This window comes from Trinickia sp. EG282A (assembly GCF_040965455.1).
In the GTDB taxonomy this organism is placed as follows: Bacteria; Pseudomonadota; Gammaproteobacteria; order Burkholderiales; family Burkholderiaceae; genus Trinickia; species Trinickia symbiotica.
This window is the reverse complement of the sequence record NZ_JBFRCC010000007.1, coordinates 20,553-42,548: the sequence shown is the minus strand read 5'-3', so window position 1 is coordinate 42,548 and position 21,996 is coordinate 20,553. Positions and strand designations below refer to the sequence as shown.

Below are 21,996 nucleotides of genomic sequence, written 5' to 3'. Positions count from 1 at the left end.
TCACGATTGCGGCACCGCGCTCGACAGGGGTGGCGCGGCGGTCAAGCGATCGAGACTACGCAGAAACGCATCGGCCGATTCGTATCCGACGACGCGCGTTATCTCCCTTCCGTTGCGGTCGAAGAAAACGATACCCGGCGGCCCGAACAGCGCAAAGCGCTTGAGTAGCGCCTGGTCGGCGGCGTTGTTGGCCGTCACGTCGGCACGCATCAATTGCAGTTGCGCGAGTCGCGCGCGCACGCGCGGGTCGCCGAACGTGATGCGCTCCATTTCCTTGCAGCTCACGCACCAATCGGCGTAGAAGTCGAGCATCGCGGGCCGCCCGGCCGCCTTCAAAGCGTCGTCGAGCACGGCGGTCGAGCGCACGGGTTCGAACGTCAGCGTATCCGTTGCATTGATAGCATGCCCCGCGGTCAACGAAGTCGCGGCCCCGGTGCCGGTTGACTGATCCGGCGCGCCGATGCGCCCCGCCAAGACCGCAAGCGGGCGCAGTGGGTCCGCGGAGCCGGCGGCAAGACCGACGAGCAAGGCCGCCGCCCAGATCGCGAGTGCCGCCCCGACGCCGCGGCCGAGCCGACGCCAGACCGAGACGGCCGCCGTTCCATGCGGGGTAAAGAGCCCGAGCATCGCGGCTGCGAGCAACAGCCAGAGGGCGGCGAGCAGCATCTGCGCCGTCGATCCGAGCACGGGCCAGACGATCCATAGCGCGGCGGCAAGCAGCATCACGCCGAAGAAGAGCTTGATGCCTTCCATCCATGCGCCGGCCTTCGGCAATATCGTGCCGGCGCCAAGGCCGACGATCAGAAGCGGCACGCCAAGGCCGAGCCCCATCGAAAAGAGCGCCGCGCCGCCCAGCACCGCGTCGCCGGTATGCGCGATGAATGCCAGCACGGCGAAGAGCGGTGCGGTCATGCAGGCGCCGACGACCAGCGCCGAGAGCGCACCCATTCCCGCGACGGCAGCGAACTTGCCCCCCGATCGGCGGTTCGATGCGTCCGTGACCTTGTCGTGCCAGCGCTGCGGCAAGACGATGTCGACGCCCGCGATCAATGTCAGCGCGAACGCGCTCAAGAGCAGCGCGAATGCCCCAAGCACCCACGGATTCTGCAGCCAGGCCCCGAGACTTTGCCCTACGAGCGCGGCGGCGATGCCGAGCACCGTATAGACGAGCGCCATGCCAAGGACGTAGGCGAACGAGAGCGCGAATCCGCGCGCGTGCGTCACCTTCCGCCCTTCGCCGACGATGATTGCCGACACGATCGGGATCATCGGATACGAGCACGGCAGCAAACTGAGGACGATGCCGGCGATAAAGTAGAGACCGACCGTGGCGAAGAAGCTGCCGCCTTGCAGCAGCGATTGCGCGTAGTCCGCACTCGTCGCGCGATCGAGCCATGACTGAGGCTCCGCCGCTCCGACATCGCGGATCCCGGTGATCGCGGCCGTCGCGTTGCCGCCAGTCGAGGTGGTAGCCTGCTGTAGCGCCGCGCCCTCGACTCGATAGACATGCGTGGCGGGCGGGTAGCAGACGCCGGCATCGGCGCACCCTTGCGACGTCACGACGAGCTCGAAGGGTCCGCCGGCGGCTTGCACAGGCACACGGATATCGACTTCCTGGCGATAGGTCTCGACGTTTTTTTGAAACGTCGGATCGAACTTCACATGTCCCGCGGGCAGCTGAGCCGTGCCCAGCGTTGCCGTGCCGCCCTTTACGGCGAACGCGAAACGCTCGCGATAGAGGTAGTAGCCGTCCGCGATCTTGAACTTGACATCGACCTCGCCGGGCTGCTCGCTCGCGCTGAAGCGAAACGCGGCCGAAGGATCGAGAAAATCGTCGGCACGCGCGGCACTCATCAATCCTGCCGCCAGGCAGGCGGCGAAGAGCCATAGAAAGAAGCGCATGACGCAGGTGTCGCGGCGCGGTGCAGCCGGTTTATACATGAGTCGGACGATGAGTTTCAGTGGCCACCCATTGTCCATAGGCGGCGGACGCGGTCGCGGGCCATGAGATGATTTCGGGCGTCTCATAGGGGTGATGCGCCGCGATGAACCGCTCGAGCTCGAGCGCGCGCACCGCGCTCGTCTTGAAGAGCAACTGCACTTCCTCGGCCGATTCGACCTGGCCTTTCCAGCGATAGCGCGAACGGACACGGCCGAGTTCCGTGACGCACGCTGCCAGCCGCTCGTCGAGCGCGCCATCGGCAAGCTGTTGCGCCGACGCGGCATCCGGCAGCGTCGTCAGCATCAGAACGATTTCGAGCGGCACGGCTCCCTCCAACGGCAAGCGATCAAGCTCGCATTATCGTATCACCGGCCGAGATTTCACTTGACCGACCGGGACTGGCCGGATGGTCGAAAGCGAGCGCCGGCGCACTCATCGGCGCGCCGAGCGGAGCCCTTCGATGAAAAAAGGGCCAAGCTCGAATGACGCTTGACCCTTTTTATCGACCGCGGATGGTGCTTATTCCGCTTCTTGTACGTCTTCCGCTTCCACCGGTTCCGGACGGTCGAGCAGTTCGACGAGCGCCATCGGCGCGTTGTCGCCCACGCGGAAGCCGAACTTCAGAATGCGCAGATAGCCGCCCGGACGATTCGCGAAGCGCGGACCGAGCACGTCGAAGAGCTTCGTCACCGAATCGCGATCGCGCAGGCGGTTGAATGCGAGGCGGCGATTGGCGAGCGAGGGCTTCTTGCCGAGCGTGATGAGCGGCTCGACGACTTTACGGAGTTCCTTCGCCTTCGGCAGCGTCGTCTTGATGACTTCATGCTCGATCAGCGAGTTGGACATGTTACGGAGCATTGCCAGGCGGTGGCTGCTCGTGCGGTTCAGTTTCCGCAAACCATGACGGTGACGCATTTCAGTTTCCTTGATTCAAAGTTTTGATCCAGCTCTTCTATCGCCCCCGCTTCGAACGACTGACGGGGACACGGGCCGGTAGAGAAAAACGGCAAGGCGCGGATTGTAATGCGAAATCCGCGACCTCGCCAGTTGCCGGGCCGCCCGCCGAGTTACTTGTCGAGACCGGCCGGCGGCCAGTTCTCGAGTTTCATGCCGAGCGTCAAGCCGCGCGAAGCGAGAACTTCCTTGATCTCGTTGAGCGACTTGCGGCCGAGGTTCGGCGTCTTCAGCAGCTCGTTCTCCGTGCGCTGGATCAGATCGCCGATGTAATAAATGTTCTCGGCCTTGAGGCAGTTCGCCGAACGGACGGTGAGCTCGAGGTCGTCGACGGGGCGCAGCAGGATCGGATCGATCTGCGGCGCGCGCGAAGGCGCTTCCGCGGCGGCTTCCGTGCCTTCCAGCGCCGCGAATACGGCGAGCTGGTCGACGAGGATGCGCGCCGATTGGCGAATCGCTTCCTCGGGCGAGATAACGCCGTTCGTCTCGATGTTCATGACGAGCTTGTCAAGATCGGTGCGCTGCTCGACGCGCGCGCTTTCGACGGCATAGCTGACGCGGCGAACCGGCGAGAACGATGCATCGAGGACGATGCGGCCGATGATCTTCGCCGTTTCGTCGCCGTAACGGCGCACGTTGCCGGGCACATAGCCACGGCCCTTCTCGATCTTTATCTGTACATCGAGCTTGCCGCCCTTCGACAGGTGCGCGACGATGTGGTCGGGGTTGATCACCTCGACGTCATGCGGCAGTTCGATGTCGCGCGCGGTCACCAGACCTTCGCCTTCCTTGCGCAGCGTGACCGTCACTTCGTCGCGATTGTGCAGCTTGAATACCACACCCTTCAGGTTCAGCAGCAGGTTGACGACGTCCTCCTGCACTCCGTCGAGCGTCGAGTACTCGTGCACGACGCCTGCGATCGTCACTTCCGTCGGCGCGTAGCCGATCATCGACGACAGCAGGACGCGCCGAAGCGCGTTGCCCAAAGTGTGGCCGTAGCCGCGTTCAAACGGCTCCATCACCACTTTCGCGTGGTTGTCGCCAAGCGATTCCACGGCGATGATCTTGGGCTTCAACAAACTGGTTTGCATATGTAGGTTTTCCTTTTCAATACCCTCGGCTCGTTACACCGATAAGGCTGACCGGTAACAACCCTAAAAAGATGAGCCGAGGCGCCCTCTTGCCCAAGGCAATCGGGTACCCCGGCCGTCAATCTGATTAACGCGAATACAATTCGACGATCAGGCTTTCGTTGATGTCGCCGGCGATATCGGCACGCTCGGGCATTTGCTTGAACGTCCCTTCGTACTTCTTCGTATCGACCGATACCCAGCTCGGCATACCGGTTTGCTCGGCGAGCGACACCGCCTCGAGGATCCGCGCCTGCTTTTTCGCCTGCTCGCGCACGGCGACGACGTCGCCGGCCTTCACTTGCAGGGACGGGATGTTCGCAACCTGGCCGTTCACCGTGATGGCACGGTGGCTCACGAGCTGGCGCGCTTCAGCGCGCGTCGAGCCGAAGCCCATCCGGTAGACGACGTTGTCGAGCCGCGACTCGAGCAACTGCAGCAGGTTCTCGCCCGTGTTGCCCTTGCGGCGGTCCGCTTCGGCGAAATAACGGCGGAATTGGCGCTCGAGCACACCGTAGATGCGCTTCACCTTTTGCTTTTCGCGCAACTGCGTGCCATAGTCGGACGTGCGCGCACCCGAGGTGCGGCCGTGCTGACCAGGCTTGCTGTCGAGCTTGCACTTGTCGGCGAGCGAGCGGCGAGCGCTCTTCAGAAAGAGGTCGGTGCCTTCACGGCGGGACAGCTTGGCTTTGGGGCCGGTATAACGTGCCACTTTGCGTTCCTTCTGGGTTTGATCACGCGAAGCTCATTGCCTCGCGCTAGTCCGACCCCTATCGGGCCGAACGGTGGACTTAGCAAATCGATCGATAGCAAATAGCCTGCTGGCGCAACCCATGCTGCGCAAGCAGGCGTCTTACGTGCGCACGCCTTAGATGCGGCGGCGCTTCGGCGGACGGCAACCGTTGTGCGGGATGGGCGTCACGTCGGAGATCGCGGTGATCTTGATGCCAAGACCATGCAACGCGCGCACCGCCGATTCGCGGCCGGGGCCGGGGCCCTTGATCCGCACTTCAAGGTTCTTCACGCCATACTCCATCGCCACGCGGCCAGCCGACTCGGCAGCAACCTGCGCCGCGAACGGCGTCGACTTGCGCGAGCCCTTGAAGCCCTGGCCACCCGACGTCGCCCAGGCAAGCGCATTGCCTTGACGATCGGTGATCGTGATGATGGTGTTGTTGAACGACGCGTGAACGTGAACCACGCCCTCGGCGACGTTCTTCTTGACCTTCTTGCGAACGCGTTGCGCCGCGGTGCTGTTCGAAGCCTTAGCCATTACGTTTTCCTGTAACTTTCAATCGCGCTTATTTCTTCAGCGCTGCCGCGGCACGGCGCGGACCCTTGCGCGTACGCGCGTTCGTGCGGGTACGCTGGCCGCGCAGGGGCAGACCTTTGCGGTGACGGACGCCGCGATAGCAGCCGAGGTCCATCAGGCGCTTAATGCTCATCGTCACTTCGCGGCGCAGATCGCCCTCGACCACGAACTTACCGACTTCTTCACGCAACTTTTCGAGATCCGCGTCGGTCAGGTCCTTGACCTTCTTCGAATACTGGACACCAGCCGCGTCGCAAATTTGTCGCGAGCGCGTGCGGCCGACACCGTAGATCGCCGTGAGGCCGATTTCGGTATGCTGGTGGTTCGGGATGTTCACCCCTGCAATACGAGCCATTGTTTTTCCTCAAACAAAAAGCGCAAGCAAAAGCGAGGCCGTTAGCCTTGACGCTGTTTGTGGCGCGGATCAGAGCTGCAAATCACGCGCACGACACCTTTGCGCTTGATGATCTTGCAATTGCGGCAAATGCGCTTAACCGATGCCATCACTTTCATGATATTACCCTTTTTTCCAAATCACTTCGCCCGGAACACGATTCGCGCACGCGAGAGATCGTAAGGCGTCAACTCAACCGTTACCTTATCGCCCGGCAGAATGCGGATGTAGTGCATCCGCATCTTGCCCGAGATGTGGCCCAGCACGACATGGCCGTTCTCCAGCTTCACTCGGAAGGTTGCATTGGGGAGGTTTTCGATGACCTCACCCTGCATCTGGATCACATCCTCTTTGTCTTTGGCAGCCATAAGCCCTTCTAACGCATCGGAATGTTGCTGCCCTTGAAATTGGCTTTCTTGAGCAGCGATTCATACTGTTGCGACATGACGTACGACTGCACTTGCGCCATGAAATCCATGGTGACGACGACGATGATCAGCAGCGACGTTCCGCCGAAATAGAACGGCACGTTCCAGCGCAACACCAAAAACTCGGGCAGCAGGCAGACGAACACGATATAGATCGCACCGGCAAGCGTAAGCCGCGTGAGGATGCGGTCGATGTATCGCGCGGTCTGGTCGCCCGGGCGAATGCCCGGAACGAACGCCCCACTCTTCTTCAGGTTGTCGGCCGTTTCCCTGCTGTTGAACACCAGCGCGGTGTAGAAAAAGCAGAAGAACACGATCGCCAACGCATACAGCAACACATAGACGGGCTGACCCGGCTTCAGCGCATTGGCCACGTTATGCAGCGTGTCCGAGAACCATCCGCTGTGCGAGCCTGCGCTGAACCAGTTCAGGATCGTTGCCGGAAACAGGATGATCGACGACGCGAAGATCGGCGGAATCACACCTGACATGTTCAGCTTCAGCGGCAAGTGCGACGATTGCCCGCCGTAAATCTTGTTACCGACCTGCCGCTTCGCGTAGTTCACGAGAATCTTGCGCTGGCCGCGCTCGATGAACACCACGAGATACGTCACCGCCGCGATCAGCACAACGATGACGATCGCCGAGAACGGATTCATCGAACCCGACTGCACGAGCGAGGCGAGGCCGCCGACCGCGTTCGGGAAGCCCGCCGCGATCCCGCCGAAAATGATGATCGAGATACCGTTGCCGAGCCCGCGCTCCGTGATCTGCTCGCCGAGCCACATCAGGAACATCGTGCCCGTCACGAGCGTCACGACCGTCGTCAGGCGGAACAGCATGCCCGGATCGATGACGAGGCCCGGCTGGTTCTCGAGCGCCACGGCGATGCCGAACGCCTGGAACGTGGCGAGCACCACCGTGAAGACCCGCGTGTACTGCGTGATCTTGCGCTGGCCCGCCTGCCCTTCCTTCTTCAGCGCCTCGAGCTGCGGCGAAACGATCGCGAGCAGCTGCATGATGATCGACGAGGAGATGTAAGGCATGATCCCCAACGCGAAAATCGTGAAGCGCGACAGCGCGCCGCCCGAGAACATGTTGAACATGCCCAGGATGCCGCCTGCCTGGCTCTGGAACAGCTTCGCCAGCTGATCCGGGTCGATCCCCGGCACCGGAATGTGCGCGCCGATCCGATAGACGACGAGCGCCAGCAGCAGAAAAACTGCGCGCCGGCGCAAGTCGCCGAACTTCGCCGTGCTTTTGCCGGTTTTTGCGAGACTCGGACTGTTAGCCAAGTACCTTCTCCGATTCGAACGCCTTGATCGGCAATCGGCTTCTCACGCGATCGAAAGCCGCTTACTCGGCAAACGAGCCGCCGGCGGCTTCGATTGCCGCGCGAGCGCCCTTCGTAGCCGAAAGACCCTTCACGACCAGCTTGCGCGAGATCTCGCCCGTGGCGATGATCTTTGCGCTCTTCGTCAGCTCGCTGACGAGACCGGCCTGCTTCAACGCGAGCAGGTCGATTTCGTCGACCGGCAGCCCTTGCAGGTCGCCAAGGCGCACTTGACCGACGAACTCCTTCGTCAGCGACTTGAATCCGCGCTTCGGCAAGCGACGCTGCAGCGGCATCTGACCGCCTTCGAAGCCGACCTTGTGAAAGCCGCCCGAACGCGATTTCTGCCCCTTGTGACCGCGGCCTGCCGTCTTGCCGAGGCCCGAGCCGATACCGCGGCCAACGCGGCGCTTCGCGTGCTTCGCGCCTTCCGCCGGCTTCAGGTTATTCAATTCCATATTCAACTCCTCGAGTCCCTGGTGCGCGTTCAGTCGACGACCTTAACAAGGTACGAAACCTTGTTGATCATGCCGCGCACGGCGGGCGTGTCTTCCAGAACGCTAACCGAGTTGAGTCGGCGCAGGCCCAGGCCGCGCACCGTGGCGCGGTGCGATTCGCGGGTCCCAATCAGGCTCTTCACGAGCTGAACTTTGACAGTTTTTTCAGACATGGTGACCACCCGGGCTTCAGCCCAAAATTTCTTCGACCGACTTGCCGCGCTTCGCGGCGATGTCAGCCGGCGTCGACTGCTTACGCAGTCCGTCGAGCGTCGCGCGAACGAGGTTGTACGGGTTCGTCGAGCCGTGGCTCTTCGCGACGACGTTCGAGACGCCCATCACGTCGAACACGGCGCGCATCGGACCACCGGCGATCACGCCGGTACCGTCCTTCGCCGGAGCGAGCAGGACCGTCGAAGCGCCGTGCTTGCCGTGCACTTCATGCTGCAACGTGCCGTTCTTGAGCGGCACCTTGAACATGTTGCGGCGTGCTTGCTCCATCGCCTTTTGCACGGCGACGGGCACTTCCTTCGCCTTGCCCTTGCCCATGCCGACGCGGCCGTCGCCGTCGCCCACCACGGTCAGTGCGGCGAAGCCGAGAATCCGGCCGCCCTTCACGACCTTGGTCACGCGGTTGACCGAGATCATCTTTTCGCGAAGGCCGTCGTCGCGTTCGTCAGCCTGAACTTTCGCTTGCATCTTTGCCATGACGAATTCTTCCCTTAGAACTTGAGCCCGGCTTCACGCGCCGCATCGGCCAGCGCCTTAACGCGGCCGTGGTAGCGGAAACCCGAGCGGTCGAAGGCGACGGATTCGATGCCGGCAGCCTTGGCTTTTTCCGCGATGCGCTTGCCGATCAGCGTGGCCGCGGCAACGTTGCCGCCCTTGCCCGATTGATCGGCGAGTTGAGCGCGCACTTCGGCTTCGAGCGTCGACGCACTGGCGAGCACCTTCGTGCCGCAAGGCGAGAACACCTGCGCATAGATGTGCGTGTTCGTGCGATGCACGGCGAGACGCGCGACCTGCAGTTCCGCGATCTTGATACGCGTCTGGCGAGCACGGCGCAGGCGAGATTGAGTCTTATCCATGATTGCGCACCCTTACTTCTTCTTCGTTTCCTTGAGGATCACGACCTCGTCGGCATAGCGCACACCCTTGCCCTTGTAGGGCTCCGGCGGGCGATAGCCGCGCACGACGGCGGCCACCTGGCCAACCTTCTGCTTGTCGATCCCCTTGATCACGATTTCCGTTTGCGAGGGCGTTTCCGCCTTCACGCCTTCAGGCATCTGGTGCACGACAGGGTGCGAGAAGCCCAGCGACAGGTTGAGCTTGTCGCCTTGCACCTGCGCGCGATAGCCCACGCCCACGAGCGTCAGCTTGCGCTCGAAACCCTTCGTCACGCCATGTACCATGTTCGCGACGAGCGCGCGGAACGTACCCGACATCGCATTCGCTTCGCGGCTTTCGTCGACCGGCTCGAACTTCAGCGTGCCGTTGTCGTCCTTGACGTCCACGAGCTTGTTCAGCGCCTGCGAGATCGTGCCGAGCGGACCCGTGATGGTGATGAGCCCGCCGCTCAGAGCCACTTTCGCGCCGTTCAGCGCAACCGGGCTTTTACCTACTCGAGACATTGTTTCCTCTCCTTTCGGTGTTAAGCGACGTAGCAGATGACTTCGCCGCCGACGCCGTTTGCACGCGCCTTGCGGTCGGTCATCACACCCTTGGGCGTCGAAACGATGGCCACGCCGAGGCCGTTCATGACCTGCGGAATGTCGTTGCGGCCGCGGTACACGCGCAGGCCCGGCTTCGACACGCGCTCGAGGCGCTCGATGACGGGGCGACCCGCGTAGTACTTCAACGCGATGTTGAGCTCCGTCTTCGTGCCGTCCGCTTTCACCGCGAAGTCTTCGATATAGCCTTCGTCCTTCAGGACTTGTGCAATCGCCACCTTGACCTTCGACGAAGGCATCGTCACCGAAACCTTCTCGACCAACTGCGCATTGCGAATGCGAGTCAGCATGTCGGCGATAGGATCACTCATGCTCATTTACGTTTCTCCTATTACCAGCTTGCCTTGGTCAGGCCAGGGATCTCGCCGCGGAATGCGATTTCGCGAATCTTGTTGCGCGCCAGTCCGAATTTGCGGAACGTGCCGCGCGGACGGCCCGTGATCGCGCAGCGATTGCGCTTGCGCGTCGGGTTCGCATTGCGGGGCAGTTGCTGCAGGTCGAGGCGAGCCGCGTAGCGCTCTTCTTCCGATTTCGATTGGTCGTCGATGATCGCCTTCAGCGCCGCGCGCTTTCCTGCGTATTTGGCCGCCAGGCGGGCGCGCTTCTTTTCACGTTCGATCAGTGCCAGTTTAGCCACGGTAACCTCAGTTTCTGAACGGGAACTTGAAGCTGGCGAGCAGTGCCTTGGCTTCTTCGTCGGTCTTCGCGGTCGTCGTGATGCTGATGTTCAGCCCACGCAGCGCGTCGATCTTGTCGTAATCGATCTCGGGGAAAATGATCTGCTCTTTCACACCGATGTTGTAGTTGCCGCGACCGTCGAACGCGCGGCCCGAAACGCCGCGGAAGTCGCGTACGCGCGGCAGCGCCACGGTGACGAAACGATCGAGGAATTCGAACATCGCTTGACCGCGCAGCGTCACCATCGCACCGATCGGGTAGCCCTGACGGATCTTGAAGCCCGCGATAGCCTTGCGCGCCTTCGTGACGACGGGCTTCTGACCCGCGATCTTCGTCAGATCGCCGACGGCGTTCTCGATGATCTTCTTGTCCGCAACCGCTTCGCCAAGACCCATGTTCAGCGTGATCTTCGTGATGCGCGGCACTTCCATGACGGACTTGTAGCCGAACTTCTTGATGAGTTCGGGTACAACGTTCTCTTTGTAAAACTCTTGCAAACGAGCCATTTTTTACTCCGCAGCGTCAGGCGCTAAGCACGGCGCCGGTCGTCTTCAGGAAGCGGACCTTCTTGCCGTCCTCGACCTTGATGCCCACGCGCGAAGCCTTGCCGTTCGCGTCGACGAGCGCGACATTCGAAATGTGCAGCGGCATCGACTTGGCTTCCACGCCGCCCGTCGTACCCTTCATCGGGTTCGGCTTCACGTGCTTCTTGACGAGGTTGAGGCCTTCGACCGTCACATGCTCATCCTTGACGGCGAGCACCACGCCACGCTTACCCTTGTCCTTGCCGGTGATGACGATGACTTCGTCACCCTTGCGAATCTTGTTCATCGCGACTCCTTACAGCACTTCGGGCGCGAGCGAAACGATCTTCATGAACCGTTCGCTACGCAGCTCACGCGTGACGGGCCCGAAAATGCGGGTGCCGATAGGCTCGAGCTTGTTGTTCAAAAGCACGGCGGCGTTGCCGTCGAACTTGATCAGCGAGCCGTCCTGGCGACGCACGCCCTTGGCCGTACGGACGACCACGGCATTGTAGATTTCGCCTTTCTTCACGCGCCCGCGCGGCGTTGCCTCTTTGACGCTCACCTTGATGATGTCGCCGATGTTGGCGTAACGACGCTTCGAGCCGCCGAGCACCTTGATGCACATGACTTCACGCGCACCCGTGTTGTCGGCCACTTCAAGCCGAGATTCGGTCTGGATCATGGTTTGTCTTTCCCAACTTAATCCGCCTGCACCACCATGGTTCAGCCGGTCAGTCTTGGTCCCGTCAGCCAATCGGCTGCTTGGGTTGGAACAGCAGCGACGGCATGCGAAACCGCCATCGCATTCGAGTGAATCCTTCGGACGAGCCTGGGACCCGCCGCTCCCCCCTTCCGCCCGGACCCCGCTCGGCTCTACCAGCCCTGACGGACCCCGCAAAAAGAGGGAAGACCGAGATTCTATCAAACGAAATCTCGGTCTTGCAAGCAAAATTACTGCTTTTTCAACGACTTCTTCGACAGAAGTCGCTTCGATCGGGCACGAGCCGGTGTCAGATCACGCGGGCGGCTTCGACGAGACGCGATACCGTCCAGGCCTTCGTCTTCGAAACCGGACGCGTTTCCTGGATTTCGACGAGATCGCCTTCGTTGTACGTGTTCGCTTCGTCGTGCGCGTGGTACTTCTTCGAACGCACGACGTACTTACCGTAGATCGGGTGCTGCACGCGATGCTCGACGAGCACGGTGACCGTCTTGTCCATCTTGTTGCTGACGACCTTGCCGACCAGCGTCCGCTTGAGCGAGGTTTTCACGCTATCGTTCATTTCTGGTTCGCCTTCTGAGTCAGGACGGTCCGCACACGTGCGATGTCGCGACGAACCTTCTTCAGCTGGCTCGTGTTCGTGAGCTGCTGCGTCGCGAGCTGCATGCGCAGGCCGAATTGCGCTTTCAACAGGTCCGACAGCTCCTTGTTGAGCGCCGCCTTGTCTTTTTGGTGAAGTTCGGAAGCCTTCATCATCTGCTCCTTAGGCGCCCAACTGACGGACGATGAAGGTCGTCTTGAGCGGCAGCTTCGCTGCAGCCAGACGGAACGCTTCACGCGCCAACTCTTCGGACACGCCATCCATTTCATATAGCATCTTGCCCGGCTGGATCTCGGCGACGTAGTACTCGGGGTTACCCTTACCGTTACCCATCCGCACTTCAGCCGGCTTTTGCGAGATCGGCTTGTCGGGGAAGATGCGAATCCAGATGCGGCCGCCGCGCTTGATGTGACGCGTCATGGCACGACGCGCCGCCTCGATTTGACGGGCAGTCAAGCGGCCGCGACCGATCGCCTTGAGGCCGAACTCACCGAACGATACGGCGTTGCCGCGCGTCGCTACACCGGTGTTACGACCCTTCTGCTCTTTGCGATACTTTCTGCGTTTCGGTTGCAGCATCGTTATTCTCCAGTCTTGCCGTCGCCTTCGGGCTTGCCGCCGGCACCACCGGCACCGCCGCCACCACGGCGGGGACCGCCGCGGCGTTGGCCCGCCGGCGCGCCACCCTCACCGTCGCGACGCGGACGGCGATCGCCACCCGGACGTGCGTTGCGGCGCGGACGCTTTTCCTCGACAGCCTCTTCGACGACCGGCGCTTCGTTGCGGCCGAGCGTGTCGCCCTTGTAGACCCAGACCTTGACGCCGATGATGCCGTACGTCGTCTTCGCTTCCGACACGGCGTAATCGATGTCTGCGCGCAGCGTATGGAGCGGCACGCGGCCTTCGCGGTACCACTCGGTGCGCGCGATTTCGATGCCGTTCAGACGACCGGCGCTCATGATCTTGATACCTTGCGCGCCGAGACGCATCGCGTTTTGCATCGCACGCTTCATCGCGCGGCGGAACATGATCCGGCGCTCGAGCTGCTGCGTGATCGAATCGGCGATCAACTGCGCATCGGTTTCCGGCTTGCGGATTTCCTCGATGTTGACGTGGACCGGCACGCCCATGCGGCGCTGCAGCTCCGACTTCAACAGCTCGATGTCCTCGCCCTTCTTGCCGATGACGACGCCCGGACGCGAGCTGAAAATCGTGATGCGCGCGTTCTTCGCCGGACGCTCGATGACCACGCGGCCGACCGAAGCGTTCTTCAGCTTCTTCTTCAGATACTCACGGACGCCGATGTCTTCCTGCAGCATCGCCGCGAAATTGTTGTTGTTCGCGTACCAACGCGAAGCCCAATTGCGGCTGACGGCCAGACGGAAGCCAGTCGGATGAATTTTCTGTCCCATCGTGTGACCCCTTAATTCCCGACCGTCACAGTGATGTGACAGGATTGCTTCTCGATGCGATTGCCGCGGCCCTTCGCGCGCGCCGTGAAGCGCTTGAGCGAAGCAGCCTTGTCGACGTAGATGCTCTTGATCTTGAGCTCGTCGATATCGGCGCCTTCGTTGTGCTCCGCATTCGCGATCGCCGACAGCACGACCTTCTTCACGATGCCAGCCGCCTTCTTCGGCGAGAACGTCAGGACGTTCAGCGCCTTGTCGACCGGCAAACCGCGGATCTGGTCAGCCACAAGGCGCGTCTTTTGCGCCGAGATGCGGGCACCGCGATGAATTGCTTTCACTTCCATCTTGATTGCCCCTTATTTCTTGGCCTTCTTGTCGGCCGCGTGACCCTTGAACGTCCGGGTCAATGCGAACTCGCCAAGCTTGTGGCCGACCATGTTTTCCGAGATGTACACCGGAACGTGTTGACGCCCGTTGTGCACGGCGATCGTCAGGCCGATGAAGTCGGGAAGGATCGTCGAACGACGCGACCACGTCTTGATCGGCTTCTTGTCGCGCGAAGCCACAGCCGCCTCGACCTTCTTCAGCAAATGGGCGTCGCAGAACGGACCTTTTTTAACAGAACGTGCCATTGCCTACTCCTTAACGCTTGTGACGGCGCTGGACGATCATCGTCGTCGTGCGCTTGTTGCGACGGGTGCGATAGCCCTTCGTCGGCGTGCCCCACGGGCTCACCGGATCGCGGCCCGCGGCAGTACGGCCTTCGCCGCCGCCGTGCGGGTGGTCGATCGGGTTCATCGCCACGCCACGGACGGTCGGGCGGATGCCGCGCCAACGGTTGGCACCGGCCTTGCCGATCTGGCGCAGGCTGTGCTCTTCGTTGCCGACTTCACCGATCGTCGCGCGGCACTCGATATGCACGCGGCGGATTTCGCCCGAGCGCAGGCGGACCTGAGCATACGTGCCTTCGCGCGCGAGGAGCATGGCCGAGGTGCCGGCCGAACGCGCCATCTGCGCGCCCTTGCCAGGCAGCATCTCGATGCAATGGATCGTCGTACCGACCGGAATGTTGCGGATCGGCAGCGCGTTGCCCGCGCGAATCGGCGCTTCCGAGCCCGACATCAGCTGCGCGCCCACCGCCACGCCCTTCGGCGCGATGATGTAGCTACGCTCGCCGTCTGCGTAGAGCACGAGCGCGATATTCGCGCTGCGGTTCGGGTCGTATTCGATACGCTCGACTTTCGCCGGGATACCGTCCTTCGTGCGACGGAAATCGATCACGCGATAGTGCTGCTTGTGACCGCCACCCTTGTGGCGCGTCGTGATATGGCCGTTGTTGTTGCGGCCGGCGGTCTTGGATTGCTTGTCGACGAGGGCCGCGAACGGCTTGCCCTTGTGCAGATCCTTGTTGACCACCTTGACCATCGCACGGCGTCCGGGCGAGGTCGGCTTAACTTTCACGAGTGCCATGATTACTTGGCCTCCGCTTCAAAGTTGATTTCCTGGCCCGGCTTCAGGCAGACATAGGCCTTCCTGACGTCCTTGCGGCGACCCATGAAACGGCCGAAGCGCTTTGCCTTGCCCTTGACGTTGAGCACGTTGACGGATTCGACATCGACCTTGAAGAGCAGCTCGACAGCAGCCTTCACTTCCTGCTTCGTCGCATCCGGCGCGATCTCGAACACCACTTGCTCGTTCTTGTCGGCCACCAGCGTCGCCTTTTCGGAGATCACCGGCGCGAGCAGGACCTGCATCAAACGATGATCGTTCTTGCGAATCTCGCTCATGACAGCAACTCCTCGATCTGGGCGACCGCAGCCTTCGTGATCAGAACTTTCTTGAAGTAGATCAACGACAGCGGATCGGCATAGCGCGGCTCGACAACGGCCACGTTGGCCAGGTTGCGCGACGCGAGGTAGAGGTTCTCGTCGACCGTGTCCGTAATGATGAGCACGGAATCGAGACCCATGGCTTTGAACTTGCTGGCCAAAAGCTTCGTCTTCGGCGCTTCGAGGACGATATCCTCGACGACCGACAGGCGGCCTTCGCGGACGAGCTGCGAGAAGATCGAGCAGAGGCCTGCGCGATGCATCTTCTTGTTGACCTTGTGCGAGAAGTTCTCTTCGGGCGAGTTCGGGAAAATCCGACCACCGCCGCGCCAGAGCGGGCTCGACGACATACCGGCGCGGGCACGGCCCGTGCCCTTCTGACGCCACGGCTTCTTCGTCGTGTGCTTGACCTGCTCGCGGTCTTTCTGCGCACGGTTGCCGCTGCGCGCGTTGGCTTGATACGCGACGACGATCTGGTGAATCAGCGCTTCGTTGTAGTCACGGCCGAACACGACGTCCGACGCGTTCACGCCCGCGGCTTCCTGACCATTCGCATTGAGGAGCTTCAGTTCCATTATTTCGCCCCCTTGACGGCACGCGCCTTGACAGCCGGCGTCACGAAAACTTTGCCGCCCTTCGCGCCCGGCACCGCGCCCTTGACGAGCAGCAGCTTGCGCTCGGCGTCGATACGAGCGATTTCGAGGTTCTGAACGGTGACGGTATCGTCACCCATGTGGCCGGTCATGCGCTTGCCCGGAAACACGCGACCCGGATCCTGCGCCATACCGATCGAGCCCGGCACGTTGTGCGAACGCGAGTTACCGTGCGTGGCACGGCCCGAGCTGAAGTTGTATCGCTTGATCGTACCGGCGTAGCCCTTACCGATCGACACACCCTGAACGTCGATCTTCTGGCCTACTTCGAAAATATCGATGCCGACCATGGCGCCGACGGCGAGGTCGGCGGCCTTCGCCGCATCGATCTTGAATTCCTTGAGGATTTCACCGGCTTCAACACCGGCTTTGGCGAGGTGACCTGCCAACGGCTTTGTCACGCGCGACGCACGACGCTTGCCGAATGCCACTTGAACGGCGGTGTAGCCATCCGTTTCAACGGTCTTGATCTGCGTCACGCGGTTGTCGGACACGTCCAGCACGGTGACGGGGATCGAATCCCCTTCAGCCGTGAAGATACGGGTCATGCCAACCTTGCGACCTACGAGTCCAAGGCTCATCGTTTTCTCCATTCCCGACTGCGATTGGCCGGGGCTAATAACGTTGACTTTTTTCGCAAATGCGCGAAAAGCCTTGCATTATAGCTAGGCTTTTCGTTTTCCGCAAGCAATCAAAGACTTACCGCCGTCGGCGCCGCACAACGAGACCGAGCGGGCCGGCGACGGCACGAAAACCTTATTGCAGCTTGATCTCGACGTCCACGCCGGCCGGCAGATCGAGCTTCATCAGCGCGTCGACGGTCTTGTCCGTCGGATCGACGATGTCCATCAGCCGTTGGTGGGTGCGGATTTCGAGCTGATCGCGCGACGTCTTGTTGACGTGCGGCGAACGCAGGATGTCGAAACGCTGGATGCGCGTCGGCAGGGGCACGGGGCCACGGACGATCGCACCAGTCCGCTTTGCCGTGTCGACGATTTCGGCTGCCGACTGATCGATCAGGCGATAGTCGAATGCCTTCAGGCGAATGCGGATTTTCTGGTTCTGCATGACGATTCCTTGAAAGAGCGAGGCGGCCTTGCACCGCCGGATTGATGAAAGAACGTAGGGCCGGGCGCCGAACTCGGCAGCCCGCACCAGGCCCCTGGTTTTGCACTACACAGCGACAGACTGCTGGTTTGCCGCGGGTGCCCGCTCGACCATGCCGAGCGGGATTCCCGAAGCAAATCGTCGATTTTACTCGATGATCTTCGCGACGACACCGGCGCCGACGGTACGACCGCCTTCACGGATAGCGAAGCGCAGGCCTTCTTCCATCGCGATCGGCGCAATCAGCTTCACCGTGATCGATACGTTGTCGCCCGGCATCACCATTTCCTTGTCCTTCGGCAACTCGATCGAGCCCGTCACGTCCGTCGTACGGAAGTAGAACTGCGGCCGGTAGTTGTTGAAGAACGGCGTGTGACGACCGCCTTCGTCCTTCGACAGCACGTACACCTCGGCCGTGAAGTGCGTGTGCGGCGTGATCGAGCCCGGCTTGGCCAGCACTTGACCGCGCTCCACTTCCTCGCGCTTCGTGCCGCGCAGCAGGATACCCACGTTGTCGCCCGCTTGCCCCTGGTCCAGCAGCTTGCGGAACATTTCCACGCCCGTGCACGTCGTCTTCGCCGTCGCCCGGATCCCCACGATCTCGATTTCGTCGCCCACCTTCACGATGCCGCGCTCCACGCGACCCGTCACCACCGTGCCGCGACCCGAGATCGAGAACACGTCTTCCACCGGCATCAGGAACGTGCCATCCACCGCGCGCTCCGGCGTCGGGATGTACGTATCCAGCGCATCGGCCAGGCTCATGATCGCCTGCTCGCCCAGCTCGCCCTTGTCGCCTTCGAGCGCCAGCTTCGCCGAGCCCTTCACGATCGGCGTCTCGTCGCCCGGGAAGTCGTACTTCGACAGCAGCTCGCGCACTTCCATTTCCACCAGCTCGAGCAGCTCCGCGTCATCGACCATGTCGCACTTGTTCAGGAACACGATGATGTACGGCACACCGACCTGACGCGCCAGCAGAATGTGCTCGCGCGTTTGCGGCATCGGGCCGTCCGCGGCCGAACACACCAGGATCGCGCCGTCCATCTGCGCCGCGCCCGTGATCATGTTCTTCACGTAGTCCGCGTGACCCGGGCAGTCCACGTGCGCGTAGTGACGGTTGGCCGTCTCGTACTCCACGTGCGCCGTGTTGATCGTGATGCCGCGCGCCTTTTCTTCCGGCGCCGCGTCGATCTGGTCGTACGCCTTCGCTTCGCCGCCGAACTTTTGCGACAGAATCGTCGTGATCGCCGCCGTCAGCGTCGTCTTGCCATGATCCACGTGACCGATCGTGCCGACGTTCACGTGCGGCTTGGTCCGCTCAAACTTACCTTTTGCCATGATTCGCTTCTTTCAAAAATAAAGTATCGATGAGAATGCTCAGCCGGTATTCGAGTCACTGCGCGAGCAACTTCGGGCTTACTTCGCCTTCGCGCTGATGATCGCTTCGGCAACGTTGCGCGGCGCTTCGGCGTAATGCTTGAACTCCATCGTGTACGTCGCGCGGCCCTGCGTGAGTGAGCGCAACGACGTCGAGTAGCCGAACATTTCCGAAAGCGGCACTTCCGCACGGACGATCTTGCCGCCGCCGACCATGTCTTCCATGCCCTGGACGATACCGCGGCGGCCCGACAAATCGCCCATCACGTTGCCCATGTAGTCTTCCGGCGTCTCCACTTCGACAGCCATCATCGGCTCGAGGAGAACCGGGCTCGCGCGGCGCATCGCTTCCTTGAACGCCATCGAGCCGGCCATCCGGAACGCATTTTCGTTCGAGTCCACGTCGTGGTACGAACCGAACGTCAGATGAACCTTCACGTCGACGACGGGGAAGCCCGCGAGCACGCCGCTCTTCAACGTCTCCTGGATACCCTTGTCGACCGCCGGGATGTATTCGCGAGGAATCACACCGCCCTTGATCTCGTCCAGGAACTCGTAGCCCTTGCCCTGCTCGTGCGGCTCGAGCGTGATGACCGCGTGACCGTACTGGCCGCGACCGCCCGATTGCTTGACGAACTTGCCTTCGACGTCCGTCGCCGTCGCGCGGATCGTTTCACGATACGCGACTTGCGGCTTGCCGACCGTCGCTTCGACGCCGAACTCACGCTTCATGCGGTCCACCAGAATTTCGAGGTGGAGCTCGCCCATGCCCGAGATGATCGTCTGGCCCGACTCTTCGTCCGTCTGCACGCGGAACGACGGATCTTCCTGCGCAAGACGATTGAGCGCGATGCCCATCTTTTCCTGGTCGGCCTTCGTCTTCGGCTCGACCGCCTGCGAGATCACGGGCTCAGGGAAGATCATGCGCTCGAGCACGATCGGATGCGCCGGGTCGCAGAGCGTATCGCCCGTCGTCGCTTCCTTCAAGCCGACGGCCGCGGCGATGTCGCCCGCGCGCACTTCCTTGATTTCCTCGCGCTGGTTCGCGTGCATCTGCAGAATCCGGCCGATGCGCTCCTTCTTGCCCTTCGTCGAGTTCAGGACCGTGTCGCCCGAGTTGACGACGCCCGAATAGGCGCGGAAGAAGATCAGCTGGCCGACGAACGGGTCCGTCATGATCTTGAACGCGAGCGCCGAGAACTTCTCGTCGTCCGACGCCTTGCGCTCGGCCGATTCGCCGCTTTCGAGCTCGCCCTTCACCGGCGGAATGTCGACCGGCGACGGCAGGAAGTCGATCACGGCGTCGAGCATGCGCTGCACGCCCTTGTTCTTGAACGCGGTGCCGCACAGCATCGGCTGGATTTCGCAGGCGATCGTACGGTCGCGCAGCGCCTTGACGATCTCCGCTTCCGTGAGCTCTTCGCCGCCGAGATACTTCTCCATCAGCTCTTCGCTCGCCTCGGCGGCCGATTCGATCATCTTCTCGCGCCACTCGTTGCAGGTATCGACGAGCTCGGCCGGGATGTCGACGTAGTCGAACTTCGTGCCTTGCGAGGCCTCGTCCCAAATGATCGCCTTCATCTTCAGCAGATCGACGACGCCCTTGAAGTTCTCTTCCGAGCCGATCGGCACGACGACGGGCACCGGGTTCGCCTTCAGGCGCAGCTTCAACTGGTCATAGACCTTGAAGAAGTTTGCGCCGGTGCGGTCCATCTTGTTGACGAACGCGAGACGCGGCACCTTGTACTTGTTGGCCTGGCGCCAGACCGTTTCCGATTGCGGCTGCACGCCGCCCACGGCGCAATAGACCATGCAGGCACCGTCGAGCACGCGCATGGAGCGCTCGACTTCGATCGTGAAGTCGACGTGCCCCGGGGTGTCGATGATGTTGATCCGGTGCTCCGGATAGTTGTTGCCCATGCCCTTCCAGAAGGCCGTCGTCGCAGCGGACGTGATGGTGATGCCGCGCTCCTGCTCCTGCTCCATCCAGTCCATGGTCGCCGCGCCGTCGTGAACCTCGCCGATCTTATGGTTCACGCCGGTGTAAAACAGAATGCGCTCGGTCGTCGTCGTCTTGCCGGCGTCGATGTGAGCGCTAATACCGATATTGCGGTAGCGCTCGATGGGTGTCTTACGAGCCACTTTTATCCTCTATTGGATCGCGCGAAGCATCTCGAAAAGTCTTCGCGCCCTAACACAAACGGGCGAGGCGCTGAAAAGCGCACCCGCCCGGAAAGTATTTCCGCTTGATTTCGCCTGCGAGCAGACCGGGAAGGCCGCCGCAAGCGCGTTGTTAGAAACGGAAATGCGAGAACGCCTTGTTGGCCTCGGCCATCCGGTGCACTTCGTCGCGCTTTTTCATCGCGCCGCCGCGACCTTCCGCGGCTTCTTGCAACTCACCGGCGAGACGCAGAGCCATCGACTTCTCGCTGCGCTTCTTCGCGGCCTCACGCAACCAGCGCATCGCCAATGCCATACGACGCGACGGACGCACTTCGACCGGAACCTGGTAGTTCGCCCCACCAACGCGCCGGCTCTTCACTTCGACCACCGGCTTCACGTTGTTGAGCGCCACCGTGAACACTTCCAGCGGGTCCTTGCCACCCTTGGTCTGGATTTGCTCAAAAGCGCCATAAACGATGCGCTCGGCCACCGACTTCTTGCCCGAGAGCATCAACACGTTCATGAACTTAGCTACATCAACGTTGCCGAACTTCGGATCCGGCAACACTTCCCGCTTGGGAACTTCGCGACGACGCGGCATGTTTCTTCCTTTGACGTTTCAGTTGGAGCGCTTGCACGCCCCGCGGCCACCAACTAACCCGATCGATCGCACGACAAACCAGCTTGGCCGGGTGACCACTTACTCGACAGCACCGGCAATTCCGGCACCACCGCTTTTGATTGCTTCCTGCTGCTTACTTCGCAGCCTTTGCGCGCTTCGCGCCGTACTTCGAGCGAGCCTGCTTACGATCCTTGACGCCTTGCGTATCGAGCGAGCCACGGACCATGTGGTAACGCACACCCGGCAAGTCCTTCACACGGCCGCCGCGAATCAGTACGACCGAGTGCTCCTGCAGGTTGTGGCCTTCACCACCGATGTACGAAATGACTTCGAAGCCGTTCGTCAGTCGAACCTTGGCGACCTTACGAAGCGCCGAGTTCGGCTTTTTCGGCGTCGTGGTGTACACACGCGTGCACACACCGCGACGCTGAGGGCAGTTCTGCAGGGCCGGGCTCTTGCTCTTCGTCTCTTCCGAAGCACGGCCTTTGCGAACCAATTGATTGATGGTTGGCATTGTGTATTCCCGAAATTAATCAAAACCGACGCGACGCCTTGCCGGGCAAAGCAGCAGCGCGCCTGCGTCCAAACC

General features: G+C 61.7%; 35 protein-coding genes. All 35 read right to left on the bottom strand.

The genetic code is table 11. The features are described 5' to 3' along the window. The 35 genes from dsbD to rpsL all read right to left on the bottom strand — a co-directional run bounded on the left by dsbD (position 1) and on the right by rpsL (position 21,921). A complete protein-coding gene (dsbD, locus tag AB4Y31_RS27910; RefSeq protein WP_368676831.1) occupies positions 1-1,980 on the bottom strand; it encodes a protein-disulfide reductase DsbD in 1,980 nt (659 codons plus the stop codon). Then, a complete protein-coding gene (gene cutA / locus AB4Y31_RS27905) occupies positions 1,934-2,245 on the bottom strand; it encodes a divalent-cation tolerance protein CutA (protein ID WP_368676939.1) in 312 nt (103 codons plus the stop codon). The genes dsbD and cutA overlap by 47 nt, the downstream gene beginning before the upstream one ends. Positions 2,246-2,461: 216 nt before the next feature. After that, the gene (gene rplQ, locus AB4Y31_RS27900; protein WP_368676830.1) at positions 2,462-2,857 is read right to left on the bottom strand and encodes a 50S ribosomal protein L17; all 396 of its coding nucleotides are present in this window, start codon (positions 2,855-2,857) and stop codon (positions 2,462-2,464) included. A 152-nt stretch (positions 2,858-3,009) separates the two neighbouring features. Continuing rightward, positions 3,010-3,987 (bottom strand): DNA-directed RNA polymerase subunit alpha, encoded by a 978-nt coding sequence (gene rpoA / locus AB4Y31_RS27895; RefSeq protein WP_018440459.1) that lies wholly within the window; start codon positions 3,985-3,987, stop codon positions 3,010-3,012. A 127-nt stretch (positions 3,988-4,114) separates the two neighbouring features. Next, positions 4,115-4,738, bottom strand: a complete 624-nt coding sequence (rpsD, locus tag AB4Y31_RS27890) for a 30S ribosomal protein S4 (RefSeq protein ID WP_018440460.1) — start codon at positions 4,736-4,738, stop codon at positions 4,115-4,117. A gap of 156 nt (positions 4,739-4,894) precedes the next feature. After that, on the bottom strand, positions 4,895-5,299 hold the full coding sequence (rpsK, locus tag AB4Y31_RS27885; RefSeq protein WP_018440461.1) for a 30S ribosomal protein S11: 405 nt from the start codon (positions 5,297-5,299) through the stop codon (positions 4,895-4,897). A 28-nt stretch (positions 5,300-5,327) separates the two neighbouring features. Continuing rightward, positions 5,328-5,693 (bottom strand): 30S ribosomal protein S13, encoded by a 366-nt coding sequence (gene rpsM / locus AB4Y31_RS27880; protein WP_018440462.1) that lies wholly within the window; start codon positions 5,691-5,693, stop codon positions 5,328-5,330. Positions 5,694-5,734: 41 nt separating this feature from the next. Continuing rightward, complete coding sequence (gene rpmJ / locus AB4Y31_RS27875) at positions 5,735-5,851, bottom strand: 50S ribosomal protein L36 (protein ID WP_004199844.1); 117 nt, start codon at positions 5,849-5,851, stop codon at positions 5,735-5,737. 21 nt (positions 5,852-5,872) lie between these two features. Continuing rightward, positions 5,873-6,100: a translation initiation factor IF-1 gene (gene infA / locus AB4Y31_RS27870; protein WP_018440463.1), complete on the bottom strand. Its 228-nt coding sequence runs from the start codon at positions 6,098-6,100 to the stop codon at positions 5,873-5,875. Positions 6,101-6,108: 8 nt separating this feature from the next. Beyond that, the gene (gene secY / locus AB4Y31_RS27865) at positions 6,109-7,455 is read right to left on the bottom strand and encodes a preprotein translocase subunit SecY (RefSeq protein ID WP_018440464.1); all 1,347 of its coding nucleotides are present in this window, start codon (positions 7,453-7,455) and stop codon (positions 6,109-6,111) included. 61 nt (positions 7,456-7,516) lie between these two features. Then, positions 7,517-7,951: a 50S ribosomal protein L15 gene (rplO, locus tag AB4Y31_RS27860; RefSeq protein ID WP_018440465.1), complete on the bottom strand. Its 435-nt coding sequence runs from the start codon at positions 7,949-7,951 to the stop codon at positions 7,517-7,519. 29 nt (positions 7,952-7,980) lie between these two features. Further along, entirely contained in the window at positions 7,981-8,163 is a 183-nt protein-coding gene (rpmD, locus tag AB4Y31_RS27855) for a 50S ribosomal protein L30 (RefSeq protein ID WP_018440466.1), read from the bottom strand. 16 nt (positions 8,164-8,179) lie between these two features. Beyond that, the gene (gene rpsE, locus AB4Y31_RS27850; RefSeq protein ID WP_018440467.1) at positions 8,180-8,698 is read right to left on the bottom strand and encodes a 30S ribosomal protein S5; all 519 of its coding nucleotides are present in this window, start codon (positions 8,696-8,698) and stop codon (positions 8,180-8,182) included. Positions 8,699-8,712: 14 nt separating this feature from the next. Then, positions 8,713-9,078: a 50S ribosomal protein L18 gene (gene rplR, locus AB4Y31_RS27845; RefSeq protein ID WP_008923336.1), complete on the bottom strand. Its 366-nt coding sequence runs from the start codon at positions 9,076-9,078 to the stop codon at positions 8,713-8,715. A gap of 12 nt (positions 9,079-9,090) precedes the next feature. Continuing rightward, positions 9,091-9,621 carry a 50S ribosomal protein L6 gene (rplF, locus tag AB4Y31_RS27840; RefSeq protein WP_018440468.1) on the bottom strand — a complete coding sequence of 177 codons (531 nt, stop codon included), beginning with the start codon at positions 9,619-9,621 and terminating at the stop codon, positions 9,091-9,093. Positions 9,622-9,641: 20 nt separating this feature from the next. Next, positions 9,642-10,037 carry a 30S ribosomal protein S8 gene (gene rpsH, locus AB4Y31_RS27835; protein ID WP_368676829.1) on the bottom strand — a complete coding sequence of 132 codons (396 nt, stop codon included), beginning with the start codon at positions 10,035-10,037 and terminating at the stop codon, positions 9,642-9,644. 14 nt (positions 10,038-10,051) lie between these two features. Next, complete coding sequence (gene rpsN, locus AB4Y31_RS27830; protein WP_018440470.1) at positions 10,052-10,357, bottom strand: 30S ribosomal protein S14; 306 nt, start codon at positions 10,355-10,357, stop codon at positions 10,052-10,054. 7 nt (positions 10,358-10,364) lie between these two features. Then, on the bottom strand, positions 10,365-10,904 hold the full coding sequence (gene rplE / locus AB4Y31_RS27825) for a 50S ribosomal protein L5 (protein ID WP_018440471.1): 540 nt from the start codon (positions 10,902-10,904) through the stop codon (positions 10,365-10,367). A 16-nt stretch (positions 10,905-10,920) separates the two neighbouring features. Then, positions 10,921-11,229 (bottom strand): 50S ribosomal protein L24, encoded by a 309-nt coding sequence (rplX, locus tag AB4Y31_RS27820; RefSeq protein ID WP_107153029.1) that lies wholly within the window; start codon positions 11,227-11,229, stop codon positions 10,921-10,923. 9 nt (positions 11,230-11,238) lie between these two features. Beyond that, on the bottom strand, positions 11,239-11,607 hold the full coding sequence (gene rplN / locus AB4Y31_RS27815; RefSeq protein WP_026229630.1) for a 50S ribosomal protein L14: 369 nt from the start codon (positions 11,605-11,607) through the stop codon (positions 11,239-11,241). A gap of 328 nt (positions 11,608-11,935) precedes the next feature. Further along, positions 11,936-12,208, bottom strand: a complete 273-nt coding sequence (gene rpsQ, locus AB4Y31_RS27810) for a 30S ribosomal protein S17 (protein ID WP_018440474.1) — start codon at positions 12,206-12,208, stop codon at positions 11,936-11,938. After that, positions 12,205-12,399, bottom strand: coding sequence for a 50S ribosomal protein L29 (gene rpmC, locus AB4Y31_RS27805; protein ID WP_026229631.1), 195 nt, complete (start codon positions 12,397-12,399; stop codon positions 12,205-12,207). The genes rpsQ and rpmC overlap by 4 nt, the downstream gene beginning before the upstream one ends. Before the next feature lie 10 nt (positions 12,400-12,409). Beyond that, positions 12,410-12,826, bottom strand: coding sequence for a 50S ribosomal protein L16 (gene rplP, locus AB4Y31_RS27800; protein WP_018440476.1), 417 nt, complete (start codon positions 12,824-12,826; stop codon positions 12,410-12,412). A 2-nt stretch (positions 12,827-12,828) separates the two neighbouring features. Next, positions 12,829-13,659, bottom strand: a complete 831-nt coding sequence (gene rpsC, locus AB4Y31_RS27795; protein ID WP_018440477.1) for a 30S ribosomal protein S3 — start codon at positions 13,657-13,659, stop codon at positions 12,829-12,831. A gap of 11 nt (positions 13,660-13,670) precedes the next feature. After that, positions 13,671-14,000 (bottom strand): 50S ribosomal protein L22, encoded by a 330-nt coding sequence (gene rplV / locus AB4Y31_RS27790; protein ID WP_004199272.1) that lies wholly within the window; start codon positions 13,998-14,000, stop codon positions 13,671-13,673. Positions 14,001-14,012: 12 nt separating this feature from the next. Continuing rightward, positions 14,013-14,288, bottom strand: coding sequence for a 30S ribosomal protein S19 (gene rpsS, locus AB4Y31_RS27785; protein WP_018440478.1), 276 nt, complete (start codon positions 14,286-14,288; stop codon positions 14,013-14,015). A 10-nt stretch (positions 14,289-14,298) separates the two neighbouring features. After that, a complete protein-coding gene (rplB, locus tag AB4Y31_RS27780) occupies positions 14,299-15,126 on the bottom strand; it encodes a 50S ribosomal protein L2 (protein WP_368676828.1) in 828 nt (275 codons plus the stop codon). Between the two features lie 2 nt (positions 15,127-15,128). Continuing rightward, positions 15,129-15,443, bottom strand: a complete 315-nt coding sequence (gene rplW / locus AB4Y31_RS27775) for a 50S ribosomal protein L23 (RefSeq protein WP_018440480.1) — start codon at positions 15,441-15,443, stop codon at positions 15,129-15,131. Continuing rightward, positions 15,440-16,060 (bottom strand): 50S ribosomal protein L4, encoded by a 621-nt coding sequence (rplD, locus tag AB4Y31_RS27770; RefSeq protein ID WP_018440481.1) that lies wholly within the window; start codon positions 16,058-16,060, stop codon positions 15,440-15,442. The genes rplW and rplD overlap by 4 nt, the downstream gene beginning before the upstream one ends. After that, entirely contained in the window at positions 16,060-16,719 is a 660-nt protein-coding gene (gene rplC, locus AB4Y31_RS27765) for a 50S ribosomal protein L3 (protein ID WP_026229632.1), read from the bottom strand. The genes rplD and rplC overlap by 1 nt, the downstream gene beginning before the upstream one ends. Before the next feature lie 175 nt (positions 16,720-16,894). After that, the gene (gene rpsJ, locus AB4Y31_RS27760) at positions 16,895-17,206 is read right to left on the bottom strand and encodes a 30S ribosomal protein S10 (protein ID WP_006998489.1); all 312 of its coding nucleotides are present in this window, start codon (positions 17,204-17,206) and stop codon (positions 16,895-16,897) included. A 186-nt stretch (positions 17,207-17,392) separates the two neighbouring features. Further along, complete coding sequence (gene tuf / locus AB4Y31_RS27755; RefSeq protein WP_368676822.1) at positions 17,393-18,583, bottom strand: elongation factor Tu; 1,191 nt, start codon at positions 18,581-18,583, stop codon at positions 17,393-17,395. Positions 18,584-18,661: 78 nt separating this feature from the next. Beyond that, positions 18,662-20,764 carry an elongation factor G gene (gene fusA / locus AB4Y31_RS27750; protein WP_368676827.1) on the bottom strand — a complete coding sequence of 701 codons (2,103 nt, stop codon included), beginning with the start codon at positions 20,762-20,764 and terminating at the stop codon, positions 18,662-18,664. Between the two features lie 151 nt (positions 20,765-20,915). After that, positions 20,916-21,386 (bottom strand): 30S ribosomal protein S7, encoded by a 471-nt coding sequence (gene rpsG, locus AB4Y31_RS27745; protein ID WP_008343817.1) that lies wholly within the window; start codon positions 21,384-21,386, stop codon positions 20,916-20,918. Positions 21,387-21,540: 154 nt separating this feature from the next. Beyond that, positions 21,541-21,921 (bottom strand): 30S ribosomal protein S12, encoded by a 381-nt coding sequence (rpsL, locus tag AB4Y31_RS27740; protein WP_018442855.1) that lies wholly within the window; start codon positions 21,919-21,921, stop codon positions 21,541-21,543. Positions 21,922-21,996: the final 75 nt, after the last annotated feature.